The sequence below is a fragment of the Calothrix sp. PCC 6303 genome (assembly GCF_000317435.1).
Lineage (GTDB): Bacteria > Cyanobacteriota > Cyanobacteriia > Cyanobacteriales > Nostocaceae > PCC-6303.
Window position 1 is genome coordinate 13761 of sequence record NC_019752.1, and the last position, 18495, is coordinate 32255.

Annotated in this window: 12 protein-coding genes; 9 read left to right on the forward strand and 3 right to left on the reverse strand. The window is 42.2% G+C overall.

Annotated elements, in window-relative coordinates:
- Positions 1 to 107 precede the first annotated feature (107 nt).
- The 3 genes from CAL6303_RS28780 to CAL6303_RS28155 all read right to left on the reverse strand — a co-directional run bounded on the left by CAL6303_RS28780 (position 108) and on the right by CAL6303_RS28155 (position 2175).
- On the reverse strand, positions 108 to 713 hold the full coding sequence (locus CAL6303_RS28780; RefSeq protein WP_015201130.1) for a hypothetical protein: 606 nt from the start codon (positions 711 to 713) through the stop codon (positions 108 to 110).
- Between the two features lie 194 nt (positions 714 to 907).
- Entirely contained in the window at positions 908 to 1180 is a 273-nt protein-coding gene (locus tag CAL6303_RS28150) for a hypothetical protein (RefSeq protein ID WP_015201131.1), read from the reverse strand.
- A complete protein-coding gene (locus CAL6303_RS28155; RefSeq protein WP_015201132.1) occupies positions 1177 to 2175 on the reverse strand; it encodes a ParM/StbA family protein in 999 nt (332 codons plus the stop codon). The genes CAL6303_RS28150 and CAL6303_RS28155 overlap by 4 nt, the downstream gene beginning before the upstream one ends.
- Before the next feature lie 210 nt (positions 2176 to 2385).
- Between CAL6303_RS28155 and CAL6303_RS28160 the strand changes: the two genes are divergently transcribed.
- The 9 genes from CAL6303_RS28160 to CAL6303_RS28200 all read left to right on the forward strand — a co-directional run bounded on the left by CAL6303_RS28160 (position 2386) and on the right by CAL6303_RS28200 (position 18423).
- The gene (locus CAL6303_RS28160; protein WP_015201133.1) at positions 2386 to 2616 is read left to right on the forward strand and encodes a hypothetical protein; all 231 of its coding nucleotides are present in this window, start codon (positions 2386 to 2388) and stop codon (positions 2614 to 2616) included.
- Positions 2613 to 3107 carry a GIY-YIG nuclease family protein gene (locus tag CAL6303_RS28165; RefSeq protein WP_015201134.1) on the forward strand — a complete coding sequence of 165 codons (495 nt, stop codon included), beginning with the start codon at positions 2613 to 2615 and terminating at the stop codon, positions 3105 to 3107. Before CAL6303_RS28160 ends, CAL6303_RS28165 begins: the two co-directional genes overlap by 4 nt.
- A 23-nt stretch (positions 3108 to 3130) precedes the next feature.
- Entirely contained in the window at positions 3131 to 3316 is a 186-nt protein-coding gene (locus CAL6303_RS28170; protein ID WP_041741284.1) for a hypothetical protein, read from the forward strand.
- 20 nt (positions 3317 to 3336) lie between these two features.
- Positions 3337 to 5214: a helix-turn-helix domain-containing protein gene (locus CAL6303_RS28175; RefSeq protein WP_015201135.1), complete on the forward strand. Its 1878-nt coding sequence runs from the start codon at positions 3337 to 3339 to the stop codon at positions 5212 to 5214.
- Between the two features lie 604 nt (positions 5215 to 5818).
- Positions 5819 to 6076, forward strand: a complete 258-nt coding sequence (locus tag CAL6303_RS28180) for a hypothetical protein (RefSeq protein ID WP_015201136.1) — start codon at positions 5819 to 5821, stop codon at positions 6074 to 6076.
- Between the two features lie 324 nt (positions 6077 to 6400).
- Entirely contained in the window at positions 6401 to 10747 is a 4347-nt protein-coding gene (locus tag CAL6303_RS31320; RefSeq protein ID WP_015201137.1) for a DUF3854 domain-containing protein, read from the forward strand.
- Positions 10748 to 11396: 649 nt separating this feature from the next.
- Positions 11397 to 12815: a site-2 protease family protein gene (locus CAL6303_RS28190; RefSeq protein ID WP_015201138.1), complete on the forward strand. Its 1419-nt coding sequence runs from the start codon at positions 11397 to 11399 to the stop codon at positions 12813 to 12815.
- Positions 12816 to 12860: 45 nt separating this feature from the next.
- Positions 12861 to 13265, forward strand: coding sequence for a hypothetical protein (locus tag CAL6303_RS28195; protein ID WP_015201139.1), 405 nt, complete (start codon positions 12861 to 12863; stop codon positions 13263 to 13265).
- Positions 13266 to 13428: 163 nt separating this feature from the next.
- Positions 13429 to 18423: a hypothetical protein gene (locus CAL6303_RS28200; protein ID WP_015201140.1), complete on the forward strand. Its 4995-nt coding sequence runs from the start codon at positions 13429 to 13431 to the stop codon at positions 18421 to 18423.
- The last annotated feature ends 72 nt before the right edge of the window (positions 18424 to 18495 follow it).

Sequence of the window (18495 nt, forward strand, 5' to 3'; positions counted from 1 at the left end):
TTGGGGGAAATATTGCTCTCCAATTGCTTTAATTCCCTCACTCCCTCTCGGACACTCCCCTGGGGGTCGAATACTGCCTTAAAAATTCAAAAGCACTTCTGAATAAATCAAATAAGCTCGTCCAGATTAAATTCATCTGAGAATTGTTCGTTTATCTCTGCATCGAGGGAGAGGGCATTTATTTCAGTGTCAGGGATATTTTCAGTATCAAAGATGCATTCAATACTAAGGGTGTCGCCAGAAAAATCCGTCAATTTCCACGATGTATTTTCCCCTATTTCCCCGCAGCCTTCATTAGACGAGTTTTCTGGTTCATCCCATGCACCCGATAAAGTTAAACAGTCAAAAATCCGCTCTGCTTTTTCACGGACTGGTTCGTTATCAATCGAACTAAGTGCGTCTTTGTTGCCCTGTGCCAAGCTCCAGATGATTTCTGGCGACACATCCCCTGAGAGATTGGGTAATAGTTGACCGTGGGCTAATGGAAAAGGGGTATCGTCAATTGTGGTGAAAAAGTCGTAAGGGTTGGTTTCTTGTTCTGCCCACTCCCCACCATCGTTGTGGTAGAGAGAAAATTCTGTAATGCCCTCGCACAGCAAACTTTGGGCAAAGCTCTCTACATCAGTTTCGTCATCAAAGTGATATGTACGTAGGTCGGATAGTTCGGGGTGATTGTTGACCTTGATACGCCAGTCAGGATTATTGGTTGTCATGCGATAATTTCCTTGTTGTCTATTCGTTTTATTGCGGCGGTAGATAACCCCGTTTTTGGGTTTTGGAGCGATGTCTTCGGCTGCTTTACGTCTACGCTCAATCTTGGCGGAGGAGGCAAAGGACGTTCAGCTTGCGGAAGATATCGCTTCTGTATTTAAAGTTGTCAGTACAAATTCTTGGAGCATGGGCATATTTACAATCCACAAATCGGTTTATCAAAAGTAAAATCGGTTTCTGGGTCGGTTTCTAAGATAGATGTCGGGACAACCTGCGATACAGGTTTAGAGCGGACACCTGTTGTTTCGTATGGAGATGGCAGTACCTCCCAGGTTTCTTCTAGATGTCTGCCGTAGCGGGAGAACATCACGTTAATTAACTCGGTCAAAGTTGCCAGTCTGGTGACTTTTAGTAACCGCTCCCCCTGCTCCAATGCAGCATCCCTAAGTACAATCCGCGCTTGGCTCATAGCAGCATCCCCTGAATCGAAATGGTCTGGGGACTGGGTGCAACTTTAAATCGTCCGTTGGTGGACTCCTGAATTGGTTTCGCCAGGGGAGCAGAGCCGCCAATAATCAACACTTCCCCTATTTCCGAGAAGTATTGTCCCCATTTTGTCCGCAGTTTGCCCCGAATCTCAGAAAGCCATGCATCTCTGCACTTTTCAAATAAATGGGCAAAGCTGATACCACTGGTGCCAATAACGAAACTGCCTGATGCGATCGCGTCCATAATCAAGCCCAAATTCTGGCTAAATCCAGTAGTTGGTAGCAGGGCAGCGTCAATTTTTTCGGCGAGAGCATAAGTACCGGGAACAATCGCATCGGCTTGACGGTTGAGGGAGCCGTTGGGGGAATACAGCCGTCCGATACCTGTACCCCCACCCAGGTCGAGTATCCCGTTTACAGATTTAGGACTTTTAAACAGCCCACTTCTAACGGCATAGCGGTAAGCAGCGCGGGTTTCGTCCACTGGTTCGACGTGGCGAACGCTGGTATAAAGGCGCTGACCATTACGGATAAACTCGTAAACACCCTCAAGTTCTTTGAGCAATGCGAAGTTTTCGGTGTGGCGGGTATCTGGGAGGGCAATACGCAGACATTCGATTACCACGGTATTTTGACCGGGCATTGCCTCTAAAGCTGCATAGATGAAGTGTTTGGCAAGTTCGACTTTGTTAACTTCAAATGCTGGAGTGCCTTTTTGTACTTGGGCTTCTGTACCGATAGCAAAGCGGGAAGTAGTGTCACCATCTTTTATCACCTCGATTTGAACGGATTCATCATCGATTTCTGGGGTGTCTTCCCAAGGTTCTAGATGCTTGATGACTGAGGGAATGGTCATTACTTGCCCTGTGGGGGTAATCCATTGAGTGGTGCGGTTGCCTGCGTCTAGTGCTGCTACTTGTCGCTTTAAGAGGTGGTCGGGATTTGGCGTGACGTGATACATCGGTGTGACTGTCATATATTTGTTGGGAGTAAAAATTGGCTGAAATATAAGCTGCACAAAGATTTGACATGGTTGCAATCAGTTGCAGCTATGCCGAAGGGAAGACGCGGTGGAGTTGAATGTTTGAATTTTTAAAGATTTTGCAGACTTGGTGCGTCTTGTCTGTTAGTATAGTACCACATGGTACAGGTAGTGCAAGTGGAACTTTAAGCATTGGTTGTCTAGGTGGCACAATCAGTAGAAGTTTATTTATTTGAAATGTCTACTGATAAAGCTAACGACGTATTTATCCGAGTTTTTTTAAGCTCGGAAATGAGAACCCGCTTTAAAGTCGCTTGCGCTAAAAGTGAAGTCGCCATGAGTGAAAAAGCTAGAGAACTAATTGAGGAATGGACTATAAGCCAAGAAGTTCAAAGCCAAAACTCCTCACAAAGTGAAGACAAAGGGGATAAATGAGTCTTGCTGAAATAAATCCGTTAAATTTGCCTTCTCTGCCACTAAACGAGCGATCGCATCTCCCCGACTGCCCAGCTATCTACTTTGTTATGCAAGGCGAAGATATTTTATACATCGGTAAAACTATCAACCTTGTGCAACGATGGGTAGACCATCACAAGTGGAACCAATTAATAGCACTCGGTACTCCTGTCACAATTGCTTGGCTTGAATGTAGTGATAAAAATTTACTCACTCAAGTTGAAACAGCCTTAATAAGACAGTTTGCACCCAAACTAAATGGGTATGTGACCGATAAGAAAAAAGACCCAAACTACGGTTTCTTAAGGGGGTTAGTACCGCAAAACCTACTTAAAAAATTCAAAATTTATTGCGTAGAGAATGGCATTGACAATAGTCAAGGCTTGGAGAACCTATTAAGAGAATACTTTGAGTGGAAAGACCAGCAAACGAAATCCTCTAAAACTCAAAACACCAAGGAGGAGAACTGAAAAATAGCATCGATCCGCTTACTTTGCCATCACTACCATTGAGAGAACGATCGCGCATAACCGGGGAGTACGAAAACTCTGTTTGGCGGGAATTAAATCTCGACATCGCGGTGCGTCACGTCATTGGAGGAAATCTGACCGAGTGGGCGGAAAATTTGGGACTGGTTGATTTTATTAGCCAAGCTTTTACCGAAGCTGGCATTTTGTAGAAGTAGCTTAGTTAAAGATTATGTCAGATCGAGATAGTCCAGCTAATTTCAAACAAACAACTATCGAATTGATAGAAGAGTTTCTCATCAAGAGAATTACTCAAATAGCACCAGATTATCTTAAAAGAGAAATCATTTTAAGTGATGGTCTTTTAAAGGGGGAGCCAAATTTTTTAGAACAGTTTTTTCAAATCCCCGATGGATTTTGGGATATGGGCTACTCATGGTTCCAACATCATAAATCTATGAATTGGACGGGTCAAGAATTGCATGATTTTTTAGTAAATGAAATGCGCCCGTCTATGGATTTATTTCAAGATGTGGAATCGGATAAGCTTTTCATTTTAGCTGCGAGAAAACCTAGAGAAGAAAAGCCTAAATCTGGAAGAAAAAAATCTCCTAGTCGAAACAAATTTGAAAATACCGTTCCGTTCGTCGAGCCTTACGAATATATGCAGAGTCTTATTGACTCTATGCATGAGGTTTGCGCCCTGAGAGTTGCAGCTGAGTTAATCCAAAGTATGAACTTGGATAACCTCAGTTTATCAACTCTACAAAATCTATTAGAAGTTACGTCAAAATTAGCTCCAAATACTGAAGAAGCACTTCCTGAAATTACAGGTTTCCCAACACCAGTCCCTCTAAGGGCAGGGCTAGAATCTCACTATCGACGCGATAAATGGAAAAAAGATACCAACAACTATGCTGTTTTTGAATCTACTAGTAAAAGCAACCCCAGAAACCGAGTCGAAGTCTACATAGGTGGAGAAAAAGATGGCGATATTTTAGCATGGGAAGCTGCCCTACAAGTAATTGATTTAATGGGGATTGATGCAGCAAAGCTTCAGTTAGTTTTTGCATCTTATGCTTTTAATTCCAGCCTCAACAATCAAATCAAATTTACATTAAAAGGTACGGAAGTAATTAAGCAAATAGGATGGGATAAAAAGCATCGTTTAACTGTACCTGAAAAACTAGCAAAACTTGCTAGCATCACCTTTCATTTAGGGCGAATGTTGATGGAATGTACCTGGGTTGAAGGCAAGCCAAAAGGTGACAAAGTTGATGTCAGTGTTAGCATTTCTCCCCTATGGGTCATTGAGGTCGATGCTAGAGGACAGAAGAATATATTCACAGGAAAAGTTGATAATCCTGAAGAGGTTTATATCAATGTAAGTCCTGGTCCTTGGGCAGAAAAATGGCTAAACAGGATGGGCATGAAAGCAGGTATTGCACTGCATCAATTTGGGTGGTTAGCCACAGAAATCCTAAAAATTGACCCCTACCACGATGAATTGGCGCTAAAACTAGCAATCCATCTCACAATGATTAGCCGCATCAAATTACAAAACAAAAATCAATACGAACATAAAGTTGGCAGTTTGTTAGAAGCTGTGGAACTGGAAGCCCGAATTGATAAAGCACATCAAGATTTCCGGGAATCCTACAACCTCAAACAAAGATGGGATAGCGCCTTGGCTTTATTAATGAGCATGAATTGGCAGGTCATCTTTGACGATACCAGCTATCCCAAATGGATCAGACCCAACAGCAAAGCCAAAAAACCTTCTAACTGGAGGAAAGAAAAAATCATCGACCGACTGTGGAAAGCCAGACTCACAATTATGCCACCAGACCCCATTCCCGCGCTTCTATCACGCAGAACTGAACCATTATTAAAACTCAGCCCAGTCTCACGTACTACCACCAAATCATTAGCACCACTGACAGTTTCACAGGTGCGTACTGCCCGTGAAGTCAAAGGATGGAGCCAAAGGGAATTGGCTACGTGCTTGGGAGTATCGCAAAAGTTGGTATCCATGATTGAACGCGGCGATCGCACTATTACTCCCAAATTGGAAGCTAAATTGAGAAAAGTATTGGAAATTCCAGACTAGGCAAGGCTTTTAAGATGAAAGCGCCTCTTGGACGCTTTCGGGGAATGCCCACAATTATGCGATCGCACGCTCCCGCAACGAATGAAAGCAACGATTTTTCTCAACCGCGTAGATAGCTGATTTTCGGTACTCAAAATTGAGAACAAGCAATTGCAATCTTGTACTCAAATAATTTACCTCGAAACTAGCCTCAAAGCCTTACTGCATAAGAATTTAAGCATGAGTACAAAAATCCCCCATCGGGCGATAAAAACATCCCATCAAACGGACACATGAAACTTCATAAAACCTCATGAAAATTCACAAAAACACCGATTTTCTCTCATAATTACCCCCCAAAAAATAGGCTTTTGTACTCAACAAAAAAAACATCAAAATTGGCACTTAAAGCTTTGCCACATAAGGATTTAAGCGTGAGAACAAAAAAACCCCATCGGGCGATAAAACCGCCCCATCGCCGGATAACACATTTTTGAAAGCCTTGTCTTATAAGAATTTCAGCCTCTCATTTTTCTCTAATTATCTTTAATGGGAACGCAAACGCCCCATTACAAAAAATGCTTTACTTTTAGTGACCAAAAATACCTTTCTTAGAGTCCTGAAAATGAATCGATATCTAAAACAAAATCTGAAACAAAAATTTCTTTCTAGCAGCGAAAAGTTTGTAGGGACAGTTCCCGTCTACAAAATCTTTCAAGACAGGCTTCCAGCCAATACAGCCTTATTACAGCCATTACTAGCCGATATTCCCCGACAACAGCCCGTGCAATCAGCCAATACAGCCTTATTACAGCTAATCAAAATTCCCTTATTACAGCCATTACAGCCAGCCAATGTTCCCTTATTAAAAAAAGCTGGTTAGTTGCTCGTCTCTTTCTCTAGAAGTCGCCATCTACAAAGAGGCAAGAAGCGAAAGAAATACAGAACCTTTTACTTAGCTAGTCGCTCGCTGTATGGTTTGTCGCCAAACAAACCTTACTTGACTCTCAAAAAATCTCAAGATATCAAGTCTCAAAAACTTTCAAGCGAAGCCCTAACAAGCAGTTGCTCTAAGAAACTAACCAACAACAAAATCACCATTACGTTAACAAATTTTGAGAGTTATTAAAGGTTCCGTAGTAATTTCTTTTCACTTCTAGAGAAAGTTATGGGTTGCTAATCGGCTCCAATCAACAGGAGACCGACAATGCCAGATATCTGTGCCATCTACCCAGACAAGGGAGAGAGTGTCTCGTTAAACGAACATACCCCTTGCCAACTACCCAACGACCTCACAGAAGCCGAATACCACGAACTAGCGGTACTCAGCGCCATCCACCCCGCCATCATCGCGGCAAGCTTTCTCCACATCTCAGGAGAAGAAGTTTACTCCTACCTGTTCTCCCTAAACGTCCCCCGCAAAAACGCGGGGAGGGTGACGGACGGCTTTTTAAGGCAGTACCAGCACGCCGAACTTGGCGGACTGTGGATTAGTGGGTTAGACCCCCTTAATAACTGGCAGCCGATGGAATGGGGACGCTTTAAACCCAGCGTTCCCCGCATTGACCCATCCAAAGGCAAACCCGTCAAATACGAATCGCCACCCAAAACACCCAACCGTGTCACCTACTTCGATATCCCGGATTGCATTTGGGATTTAGTCGCTTCTAGATACAACATCAAGCGCTACCATTCATCCCTAGCGCTGCGGCTGCAAGACAAATATCCCCTTGAGAGTTGGGGAGAAGGGGAGTGGGAGACAAGGGGCATTGGAGAAAATCTGACTTTTTCCCACAAATCCAATCAAGAAAATTTTTTAGGAAAACCTAACCCTCCCTCTCTCTCCCTCTCTCCCGTCTTCTGGGAATGGGTACAAAAACACCCGGAAATCCCCATAATTCTGTGTGAAGGGGAGAAAAAAGCCGCCTGTTTGTTAAGTTTGGGATTTGTTGCGATCGCACTCCCTGGAATTTGGAACGGACGGGTGGGGAAAAAGGACTTTGACGAACGGTTGCACCCGGATTTGCTGCCTATGGCACAACCGGGACGGGAATTTATCATCCTGTTCGACTACGAAGAAAAACCCAGAACCCGGTGGAATGTCTTCCAAGCCACCCTACGCACGGGAAGGGCAATAGAGGCGGCTGGAAGCGTCTGCAAGGTGGCTCAACTTCCCGGAATGGAGAAAGGGGTCGATGACTTCGTTGTTGCCCGTAATGAGGTTTATAGAGCCGATATTTTCCAAGCTCAGAAATCTCAAGCCCAGAAAAAAGATAGCGATCGCTATTGGCTCGACCAAAACAATTCGCAGTACCCCTTTGGAGAAGCAAGCTACGCAATTCGTGGTTCGCAATTAACTGCGAATTGTACTGACACTCCTGGGAAGGTGGAGGATGGCAACACCCTCCTAACCGCCATCATCGACGATGCTAAAAATTTGGCTGATTACCGCAATTCCTTCTTCCAAAAGCAGCGAGGATTATCGCGTAAATACAACGCAGATATTACGGTAAATGTCAAGTATTTGACCCAAGTTCTTGGTTTTGAAAATCTTGATGGGGAATTCCTAGAATTTGTCGATTTTGAAGAGGCATGGGAAGGCAAGTCGGGACAATTCCCGCAGCGTCCAAGGGATAAAAATGCTCCCGATTTCCCTAACTCCCAGTACCCAAGGGACAAAAATGCTCCCGGTTCCCCTAACTCCCAGTATCCAAGGGACAAAAATGCTCCCGGTTCCCCTAACTCCCAGTATCCAAGGGACAAAAATGCTCCCGATTCTCCCAACCATGAACCCCACAGTCGCAAGCACCAAGACAAACATCGAAGGAGACATAAACCTGGCGAAACTGCCCCAGAGAATCGTCAAGACGGTGCGTTGCGTTCAAAAAACAAGCTACTAATACCCCAATCGGGATTAGTAGCCTTGTGGAGCGATATGGGCACTGCTAAAACCGAATTTATGCGACAGTGGCGACTGCAAAATCCTGATGTCAAATTCCTCAATAACGGGCATAGGGTAAATTTACTCAAAAACCTCGCCAATCGTCTGCAAACCGCTATTTATTCCGAACTCAAGCAGGGAGATTTGACAAAGGTAGCAGCTTTGAGTATTACCATCGACAGTCTCCACAAGCTCAATACCCAATACTTAACCTACGGTTGTGTATTTATTGACGAGGCTTGCCAATACCTAACCCACCTCCTATTCAGTTCAACCTGCAAGGAGTACCGGAGAGACATTTTAGAGGTACTGGAATACGTCGTGTATAACGCCAAACTGGTAGTTATCGCCGATGCCCACATGGATGACATTACCTTGGACTTTTTCCGAGCAATGCGTCCAGAGGGGGAAGTACCTTTTATCGTCAAAAACAATTGGAAAAATGGCGATCGCAATGTTTATTGGTATGAGGGGAATAATCCTTCTGCCATCGTTGCCAAAATCTCGGCTGCAATAATGGCTGGGAAGAAAATTATGGTGGTTTCCGATTCCAAGAATTTTGTTAAAAAATGCGAAAAACTCTTCAATAAACAGGGAATTTCTCTTGGTGAGGTAGTCTCTAATGAAAATTCTGCGACGACAAAAGTACAGGACAGCCAGAAATTAAATTGCGATGAATCGACAGGAGAAATAAACAATAATCTATTACCCAACGAAAACACTGCTAAAACAAGAAATCTCGATACTCATCAAAATAATCATGATAAATTGAGGGAGAGCATAAACAATAATCTATCTGATAATAAATCGATAGGAGAGACGAAAAATAATTCGCCATTAACTTCAGAATTAATTTCAGAAAATAGCGAATTACCAGCCAATCTACGTGTTTGGTCAATACACTCCGACAATTCTGGTAGTAAAGAAAACATTGCATTTATCAAAGACATCACCAACGAAGTCAAAAATGTTGATGTCCTCCTGGCATCCCCCAGCTTGGGAACAGGTGTGGATATTCCCGAATACCACTTCGATGAAGTGTTTGGAGTCTTCCTTGGTGCATCCCAAACCGCAACCGAATGTTGTCAGCAACTATACCGCTATCGTCCCAACGTACCCATCCACGTTTGGGTAGCACCACGACCACCCTTTGGTTACAAAGAAACCAACCCCACCAAAATTCGCGAAGACTTACTCGCAAAAAATTCCCTGTCTGCATTCCTGATGAAAATTGAGCGCGAGACAGGTAAGCGGGGTGTGGAGAAGGAATGGGCATTCGATGCCTACTGTAAGCTACAGGCTGCCCGTAACCAATCCTTAAATAACCTGCGGGCTGATTTGCGAGATTTGCTGACCGATATGGGTAACAAAATTATCCCAGTTTGTGAGGAAGACTCAATTGAGGAAATGAAGAAACTCATCGAAGCTGGTAGGAAATTAGATGAAGCACACTATGCTGCGGTTGCTGGGGCTGAGGATATTACCTTACAGCAATATCGCACCCTCAAAGCCAGGGATTATCTCCAACCCCAACAGGTTTTCCAATGCGAAAAATTCCGCATCAAGGATGCCTACGGAGTTAAGGAAGTTACCCCCGAATTGGTCAAAAAAGATCATAACGGGGTATTGATTAAAGCGATCGCAGCTCTCGAAGGTTTACTTGCCGATTCGGAGGGGACAATTCTAGAACCTTTGACGGGGAAACAGTACCCAGTGCCACCAAGTATCGTCACGGAGAGAGACCACCAGGAGCGATCGCGTTTGCCCCTATGCTTCGATTGGAAAAACCATTCGGTTACTTGGTTGACAAGACACATACTCGGCTTAACCTCCATCCTACGGCGATTGGTGAATGGGGAGGAAATTACCGCTGCTGACCCGGAATTGGTACGAATGTATGAAATTTCCCTCAAATGTGCCAGCCAAATCAAGTCAATTTTAGGGTTTACCATCCACGAAAAATGCGGTGGACCAAAGTGGTTGTTATCGACATTGCTGGAACAACTGGGGCTGAAAGTCAGCAGTAGCAAACAGGGTGCTAGGGGCAAACAGGTTTTACATTTCTCCCTGGCAGAAGAAGAATGGGAATTTGCTAGCCAGGTAATTAAGCATCGGCAAAACAAACGTGCCTTGAAAGAAGAGCGTACCCGTCAAGCTGCCGAGGAAGCTGCCCGAAATCAGGCTGGAAAGTATAACCAGTATGGAATCGACCCACCTCCTGACCTCGTATCGACCCCCCCCCCTAATGCTATAGGGAAACCCCCATTGGGAGGGGTAGATACTACCGAAAATAATGGGGTGGATTCTGCCAAAAATAGTCGGATAGATTCTTCTAAAGGGAATAATTCCTCAAACCCAAGCGGTAATTCCCCATCTATAGATGAAATCGGTGGAGATTTGGAACCTCACGATGGGGACAGCACCCCAATTCAAACCAGCCTGCAAATGTTGAGGGATGCCATTGTCGGGGGTGTGGAAGCGGTGAAAGCAACTATTTCTCGTTGGAGTTGCGATCGACGTTGGTGTGCGGTGCTGTTACTTGAGGAAGTAGCGGCTACCGAGTTACGTAGGTTGGAGCAAATGATACCTGGCTTTTATGCGTGCTTGAGTTGATCCGCCGAGGTTCATCTAATTTTTACGAGAAATATTCATCTCAGCCGGTTGAGCGATCGACGCGGTAATGTTGGGATTGTCAATTAATATTTATTTTCCTTTTGGCTAATTGATTAAACCTCGTCCATCATGAAAAGTGGAGTTTTGTCATTGCGTAGCTTGCGTCTTCGTAAGGTAGACGCGGAGCGGCTTGTCGCAGACTAGCATAAGCCCGTAGGGTTGGCTACGCCTACTCACAATCTGGAGTTCTGGAGTTACAAACTACGGTTCTCAAAATAGACGAGGTTTAATTATTTAATTTGATAGTTATTTGATTTTTGACAAAAGTATAAGACCCGATGATTCAAAATGCTTCAATCTGTTTTTCTTTACTTTTTTCAGACTGTATTATTTAGGGGTTTGAGTGATTAGCATTGCAAACCACATTACGTAAGCATTTAAGTGGTATGAGCATATTAAAATTTTTACTGAATTTTTACTCAGCTTCACATTATTAACATTCATTTAGCATGGTAGAGCGGTTATCACTAAGAAATACAGCATCTTCGTGTATCAGTACATTGACCTACAAAATATTATTCTGCCTACGTTTTTAAATCTATTCTCTCCGTGAGATAGAAAAATTTCAGTAATCTACCGTAGTTAGAATATGCATCTACCAGAAAACTCAAATTTAAATGCAGCCGACTATCAAAGCTGGCTTTGTCCGAATCTGAAAATTCACTGGCAAATACTTCCTATATTTGACTCTGAACAAGTATACTTACAAGCACTTAAGACAGAGCAAAAGCTGATATTTTCTGCAACTGAAGGCTATGCCTTAAAGTATTTTGATGGAACATTGACTGTCAAACAGGTTCAGGAAAAGTGTCAGCAAGAATTTGGGGAAGAAATTCATCCTACGTTCATATTACAGCTATTAGACAAATTGGTAGATTTGAAAGTATTGGCAATTCCCAAGAGGAATGAAATACAAAACTCAACTACCGATTCACAAACCACTCCAACTATCAAATTATATCGACTAAAATCTACTGTGCAGTGGATATGGCACACAGATGGATATTGGTTATTACGGCTGCAAAATATAGACAGTATAGCTTATATGCAAGTCAGTAATTATGATAAAAACCTGATTGTACAGTTAAGCAAGCTGCCAGTAGAAACCATTGTAGATAAATATAAAATCAACCCTCTGTACGTGCAAGAGCTTTTGCAGAATTTAGCAGTTAAGGGAATGCTGGAAGGGTTTGAGGCACAAAAACCGAAGAAGAAATTTAGCATCTTACAATTACTGTTTTTCAAGTTTCGTCTCTTTAATCCTGATGAATGGCTAAATCGCAATATTAATAAAATCAGATTTCTTTTTACCACAGAATTTTGTTTGTTGCTCTGCATGTTTCTAGGCTTTACTACCGTAATTGCTGTTTCTAAACAAGAGAAAATTTATAACTTTGGGCAGGAGTTATGGAGTAGTCAAGCTTCTAGTTTAATACTTCCTTTTGTACTGCTGATGATGTTGGTGGTGTCTATTCATGAACTAGGTCATGCTTTCACATTAAAGCATTACAAAGGTGTGGTTTTAGACATAGGACTAATGTTTATCTGCCTGTTGCCAGGAGCATACACTAATACCACCGATGCTTATGGCTTAGTTAAACGCAGACAACGCACTTTCGTAATGGCAGCAGGGGTAATTTGTCAAGTAGTTATTTGGGGAATTGCGTTGTGTTTATGGAGCATATCAACGCCAGGAAATTGGTTTTATACAGCTACTTATTTATTAATGGTAGCAGCCCAATTTACTTTAGCCCTGAATCTCAACCCCCTGAATAAATTTGATGGCTATTATTTGGTGGAAGCAATGACGGGAATTAACCATTTACGTCAAAGATCATTTGCGTATTATGCTCAACTATGGCGCAGAGAACCTAGTTTAGAACGCACTGAGGATATCGGAATTCTCGCAGTTTATGCTCCTGCTTGTTTACTCTATATCACCTGGCTTTTGGTTAACTTGTTTTTCTGGATTTGGCATTTATATCCGCCATATTTTCCTGGAAAATAGTTGGATTAAATTTTGAAACTCATTATTAATATTCAAGTGAAAATCATGAAAGTTTCTAACCGAAAGACTGCTAGAACTGTTTTGTTGGCAAGTGCATTGGGAATAATATCTCTGAATTCTATATTAGTAGATGCCAAGTCTTCGCTAGCAAGTAGTCATTCTTATAATCCTTGTACTAAACCTGCATCTGTTCCTGAACCTTATCCTTTTGTGGGTATATTAGCTTTTGGTATGTTATGTGGAGGCTATTTACTCAAGCAGCGACTGAGAAAAAAGGGTGATTGCTTGAATAATAATGGTTTGCTACCAATCACTGATTTTTCCATCTCAAATAATCCACAATCTCGACAAACACCATTTATCGGCTCAGTTGAACCAAGTGAAGAAAATTTTCCTCATCGTTCTCCGTATGGTGAGTTGCAATTAATTGACCCTACTGAAATCATTTAATACAATTTTAAATATACCCAACAGTTAGAAAATTTATAAAGAAAATTTATAAATCGCAAGCCACATATTACCCTGCGGAAACCGTAAGGTTCTATTGGCTTGCCTATACAAGCAAAATCCACCTCCGTGGACTAATAAAAAGATACAGGTAAAGGGTGCATTTATGGGTTTTTTGGGATTTGGTAGTCAGAAGGGTCAAAAAGCTAAAAAATCAAAGAAGTCAAAACCGAGAGAAGTATGGCAGGGCAAAAGTTTTCCTCTTGATGAGAATATTAGCCCTAGTGTTTTGATTGGTGGTGTTGAGCATTCGACTGACCCATCTTTAGTTGATTTACATACTCTTTCATCAATGGAAATCGATTCGAGTCATACTAGCTTAATTCATACTCCAGAGACAAATACTTTAGAGTTACTGAATCCCCAAATTTCCTTATCAGATCATCATGCTTCTGTATTAGATAATCAATTTAGTTATGTGCTTGTTGAGCCTAGTTCTCCGGATTTGCCATTATTTCATAATTTACCAGTATCTACCAATTCAGTTATTGAAAATACACCAACGCTGTACAGTCAAGATGCTTGTCCAGCAGAATCTGTAGGAATTTACAATGGTGAGAGTCCTTCAGGCAAGGAATTACCAGGAGTTACCACTTTTCTTGGAGCTAAAGCGCCAATTGTACCGCTAACCAATGTGGATACAGGTGGTAACAACTTGGAAAATGCTACATCAATAGTGCGTTCTAGCATCGTAGATGTAATTGATCAAGTTAGCAAGATTGACCCTACAGATATTTTTAGAGCTAATATTAATGACTTAAAAAATGCCGATATTTCTGTGTTGTCAGGTGAGATATCGGTCAATTATCTCATGCCATCTGGACAATTTTTAGGAAGTCAGGTTTTTTCTAAAGGTAACTATACTTTACAACTACCTGTTGGAGTTACTGGTGATGTAATTGTCAAAATTGATAACAAAGGTGATACGCCAGGAACCTATAGTTTGAATGGGTTTGAGAGTAAAGCTGCTGAACCTTTCAATATTGATTTGGAATTTGAAGGTGGGTTGACTAGTTCGCAACAAGAAATCATTCGGGCTGCTGCTAAAAGCGTTGAAGCAATTATTACTAAAGGCTTACCTACCGCCATTGTTGACGGGAAACTTATCGATGATGTCAACTTTAAAATTTCTGCTACCAATTTAGATGGTGCTGGTGGTACAGCAGCGCAGACGAAAATTGATTTTATGCGCTTTGGGACAATGCTACCTGCTCAGTCTATCACTCAGTTTGATGCGGCTGACATTGCCGACCTAGAACGTTCTGGGGAGTTGTTTAGTGTAGTTGAACACGAACTGTTGCACGGGTTAGGTTTTGGTAATCTTTGGGAAGCTAAGGGTTTAGTTGATTACGCTGGTACACCGTTGGCTCAATATAACGGTAAGGATGCGGTGAAAGCCTTTAACGAATTGGGCGGTTTGACAGATAATATTGCCCTGGAAAATGAGGGGAATGGTTCAGCAGGTTTGCATTGGAATGAAAATGTCTTCCAAGATGAGGTGATGACCGCTGATTATAACAATGGTAAAGGTGGAAATGCGCCGATTAGTGCTGTCACCATTGCATCTTTAGCTGATTTGGGGTACGAAGTAAATTTGAATCGGGCTACTCCTGATTTTGGGTTATTTGGCGGTCAGAAGTTTAATCAAGAAGATTTGAGTCCTGAGCAAATTGAGGCTTTCCGGCAATTGGCTGAAACTTCTTTTGGTAATCCAGATGAGGAGTTTATCTATGCCACTATGCCAGAGGTTGACCCGGATACAGTAGCACCGGAAATTTGGGCGCACGCAGAGCGATTCTGGAAGAATGGTGAGTATTATGATTGGGAGGAAATTGTTATTGGTGATTGGTGGGCAGGTCACACAATTAGTGACTACGCAGACAAGTATATGACACATCCTAGTAAGGATAATCGTTCTGCTGTGGTAAAGGCAAACGATCGGGCGTATTGGGCATTTATTTCAAATAAAAATGGTTTTTCCGATCCTCACTGGATTGTTAAAGGTAATACAGCTAAAGTCCCTATTTGGCATCCTAACTATGAATGGGAGCAGGAACAAGAACGGCTACGTCGGGAAGCGGAGTTAAGGCAACGGCAAGAAGAAGAAGCACGGATTCGGCGAGAACAGGAAGAGGCATTTGCGCGGGAACAGGAGCGAGTTCGCCAAGAAGCGGAAGCACGGCAACGGGAAGCGGAAGCTAAAAAGCAGCAACTTGAAGAACAGGAACGGCGTTTGCGTGAAGAAATGGAGCGCCGTCGGCAAGAAGAAGAACGTCTTAAAGAAGAAGCACGACTGCGCGAACTCGAACGTCAAGCAGAAATTACTCGGCAGCAAGGTAAAGGTGGCTTAGATTGGTTCATTGCCAAGCCGTTACCGGAATTTGGTCCAGTTGATCCATTTGAGACTCGCTTGACAGGAGAGACGGTTGGGAACCTTGTCCCCGATGATTACTACAGGTTTACTTTGTCGCGCAATGGTCGAATCACAGCTGAGTTGAAGCAACTGCTGGCAGATGCTGATTTGGTGCTGTATGACGTTCGGAATCGTCCGATTTCATACTCAATGCGGGATGGCATCACCGATGAGCAGTTGATTGCTGATTTGATTCCGGGAACTTATATGTTGCGGGTTAATAGTCCGAAGGGCGTAACGACGGATTATGAACTAATTGTTAAATTTAAACACTTACTATCTCAGTCAGAGAAAGGACCTCCAGCAGGGTGGCGTGTTGGTGGTGGTAATAGTGGTAATGGTAATAGCGGTAGTAGTGGTGGCGCTGGTGGTAGCCGTGGTGTTACCTTTGCTGACCCCAGAATTAAGCGGATTTATGACACCGCGTTGAACAATTTTGTAATTCCTGAACGAGCCAAAGCTAATACTCGAACTCAGCAGCTTGGACGAGAGAAGCAAAGTTATGAGCAGGAGTTACAGCAACTGCTCAACCAAATGAATGGTGAGCAAAGGGCAAAGGTTCATCGTGCATTAGATGGTATTCGAGATGAGCGACGTGCTTGGGTTGATTCTGTTGCTAACCCCATTAAAAATGGCATAGATAGTACGGCTGATTGGATTATCAATCAAATTGAAAGTAACATTCCCGGTCAAGCTTATAATATTCCCTGGCTTGGAGACCAATTAAGGTCTGCTAAAGATTCTTTTAAAGGAGCAGTTAATGGTGCTAGGAGTTGGTTAAAAGGAAAAGTTGATTGGGTGCAAACTGGAGTTAAAGATGCAATTTGGCAGTTCACTGAAGTTCTCAAGAATGCTTACAGAACTGGTGCTGAAATTAATGGTGCCATTGAAACAGCAGCCCAACAATTGAAGCAAACAATTGATAATTTAGTTGGAAATATCAATAATTGGGTTGGCGAATTTAAAGGAAAAGTTCTTGATTCTGTTCAATGGCTACGGAATGTTGGAGTCAATATTCCAGAAGTTAAGATATTCGGCAACACAATTACCAGTGGGTTCAAATGGAATTTCTACGATAGTGTTGTTGAACCTTTGGCAAATAATCTAGCTAATGGTATTAAGAGTTCAGTCACCTCTGTCGGTGATTTTGCCAAAGGAACTGTTGATTGGATTAAACCCCGCGCTCAAAGTGCTGTTGCAGCGGTTGTTGATGCCATTTTTGGTGATAAGACAGGGACGCTTTACAACAAGATTCATGGTGTTGAGCAGCAGATAGAGGCGACTAAGACAGGTTTGGAGAGAGCGATCGCTAGTGCTGGACAAAGAATTCTTAGCATAGCTCGACAGATTGAAGCATTTTTGACCGATCCAGAAGAAAGAAAGCGCGTTTTAGATGCTCTTTTCCGTCGTGATTATCAAACTGCTGAAGAAGCTTATAATTTTGCTAAGGAAGAACTTATTAAAGTTCGTGAACAAATTGTAGAAGAAGCAAAACAGGCATTTGAAAAAGCGAAGAAAGCTTTTGCTGATTTAGTCCGAAGTACACTAGATTCATTACTTCCTGGTAATACTGAGAAATCTATCAATCTGAATGGTGGTATAGGTATTGAGGCAGATGCAATCATCGCAGGAGGAACTTTAAAGGGAAGCACAGAGTATCAACTTTCACGAGAGTTTGATGAAAACGGTAAACCATTCTATTTCACAAGCATCAAGCCTTCTGTTGGTCTTGAAATTGGTAAAGGATTAGGTTCACCTATTGAAGGTGTTCTTAGCACGAGCATCCAAACTGGTAATATAAAAGCTTCTGGTCAGCTTATTAATGTTAAAGCTGAAGCAGGAGTTAGTGTACAGCCAAACTTGGGTGTTGAGGTTAAGTACAAATTTGATCGTGACAGCGATGAGGATATGGCAAGGCTTGGAGTATTTACCTTTAAAGAGTTACCAACTCCCTTCGATAATGTTGATCTAATACTCCAATCTGTAATTTTGCAAAATATTTACTCTGTTGAACCTTCTTTAAGCGGAACTTTTCTCGCAGAAGCAATAAGTCCCTGGGTAAAGGGAGAAATTAGTTATACTCCATCACTTAAAGGCGGAATTAAGAAAAATGAATTTGGTGGTTTCAATCAAACTGCAACTGTAGAAGCTGGCTTAGATGTTCAAGGTGGATTTAGTAGTGGTGCTGCTCTGAGTCTTGCATTTGGGTTGAACACTGAAGGCAAAGTAAGCTTTTCTTTAGAAAGTTTTCAGGGGACGTTGCAGGAAATATCTATGGTTGCTGAAATTCCTTCATTTGCGGCTAGTCAATTGGAATTTTTGGCTGGTAAATCTTTGCAGAGTAAGGTTAATGAAATCAATTCAACAATTGCTTCCAAAGGTCAAGCCATTAGTACAGTTAAAATTGAAGCGAAGATAGATAATATCTCTCAACTTATTGACTCAGGTTCAAAGATTGTTCAAGACATAGTTCAGCTGACACAAGTTGAGAACCTTGGAGAATTCACAGGTGATTTAGTGAAAAGCTTGGCTACCATTTTCTCGTTTTTCACAAACTTCCGAAATTCTACTGAAGTGGCAACTAAGGCAATTGCAGAGCAAATTATTACCATAGAAGGAGAGGGAAAAGTTTTTCTAGGTGGGCAATTTAATGCTTCTCTCGGAAGCACTGAAAGTTTTAAATTGTAGTAATTTACACATTTTTAAGATTACGTGCGGTGCTATCAGACTTCTCTCAAATCCTATAAGATATTTAATCCC

Excerpts from the sequence above, each read along its gene's own strand:
- CAL6303_RS28780 (WP_015201130.1), bottom strand. The coding sequence starts at position 713 with ATGACAACCAATAATCCTGACTGGCGTATCAAGGTCAACAATCACCCC.
- CAL6303_RS28150 (WP_015201131.1), bottom strand. The coding sequence starts at position 1,180 with ATGAGCCAAGCGCGGATTGTACTTAGGGATGCTGCATTGGAGCAGGGG.
- CAL6303_RS28155 (WP_015201132.1), bottom strand. The coding sequence starts at position 2,175 with ATGACAGTCACACCGATGTATCACGTCACGCCAAATCCCGACCACCTC.
- CAL6303_RS28165 (WP_015201134.1), top strand. The coding sequence starts at position 2,613 with ATGAGTCTTGCTGAAATAAATCCGTTAAATTTGCCTTCTCTGCCACTA.
- CAL6303_RS28175 (WP_015201135.1), top strand. The coding sequence starts at position 3,337 with ATGTCAGATCGAGATAGTCCAGCTAATTTCAAACAAACAACTATCGAA.
- CAL6303_RS28180 (WP_015201136.1), top strand. The coding sequence starts at position 5,819 with ATGAATCGATATCTAAAACAAAATCTGAAACAAAAATTTCTTTCTAGC.
- CAL6303_RS31320 (WP_015201137.1), top strand. The coding sequence starts at position 6,401 with ATGCCAGATATCTGTGCCATCTACCCAGACAAGGGAGAGAGTGTCTCG.
- CAL6303_RS28190 (WP_015201138.1), top strand. The coding sequence starts at position 11,397 with ATGCATCTACCAGAAAACTCAAATTTAAATGCAGCCGACTATCAAAGC.
- CAL6303_RS28195 (WP_015201139.1), top strand. The coding sequence starts at position 12,861 with ATGAAAGTTTCTAACCGAAAGACTGCTAGAACTGTTTTGTTGGCAAGT.
- CAL6303_RS28200 (WP_015201140.1), top strand. The coding sequence starts at position 13,429 with ATGGGTTTTTTGGGATTTGGTAGTCAGAAGGGTCAAAAAGCTAAAAAA.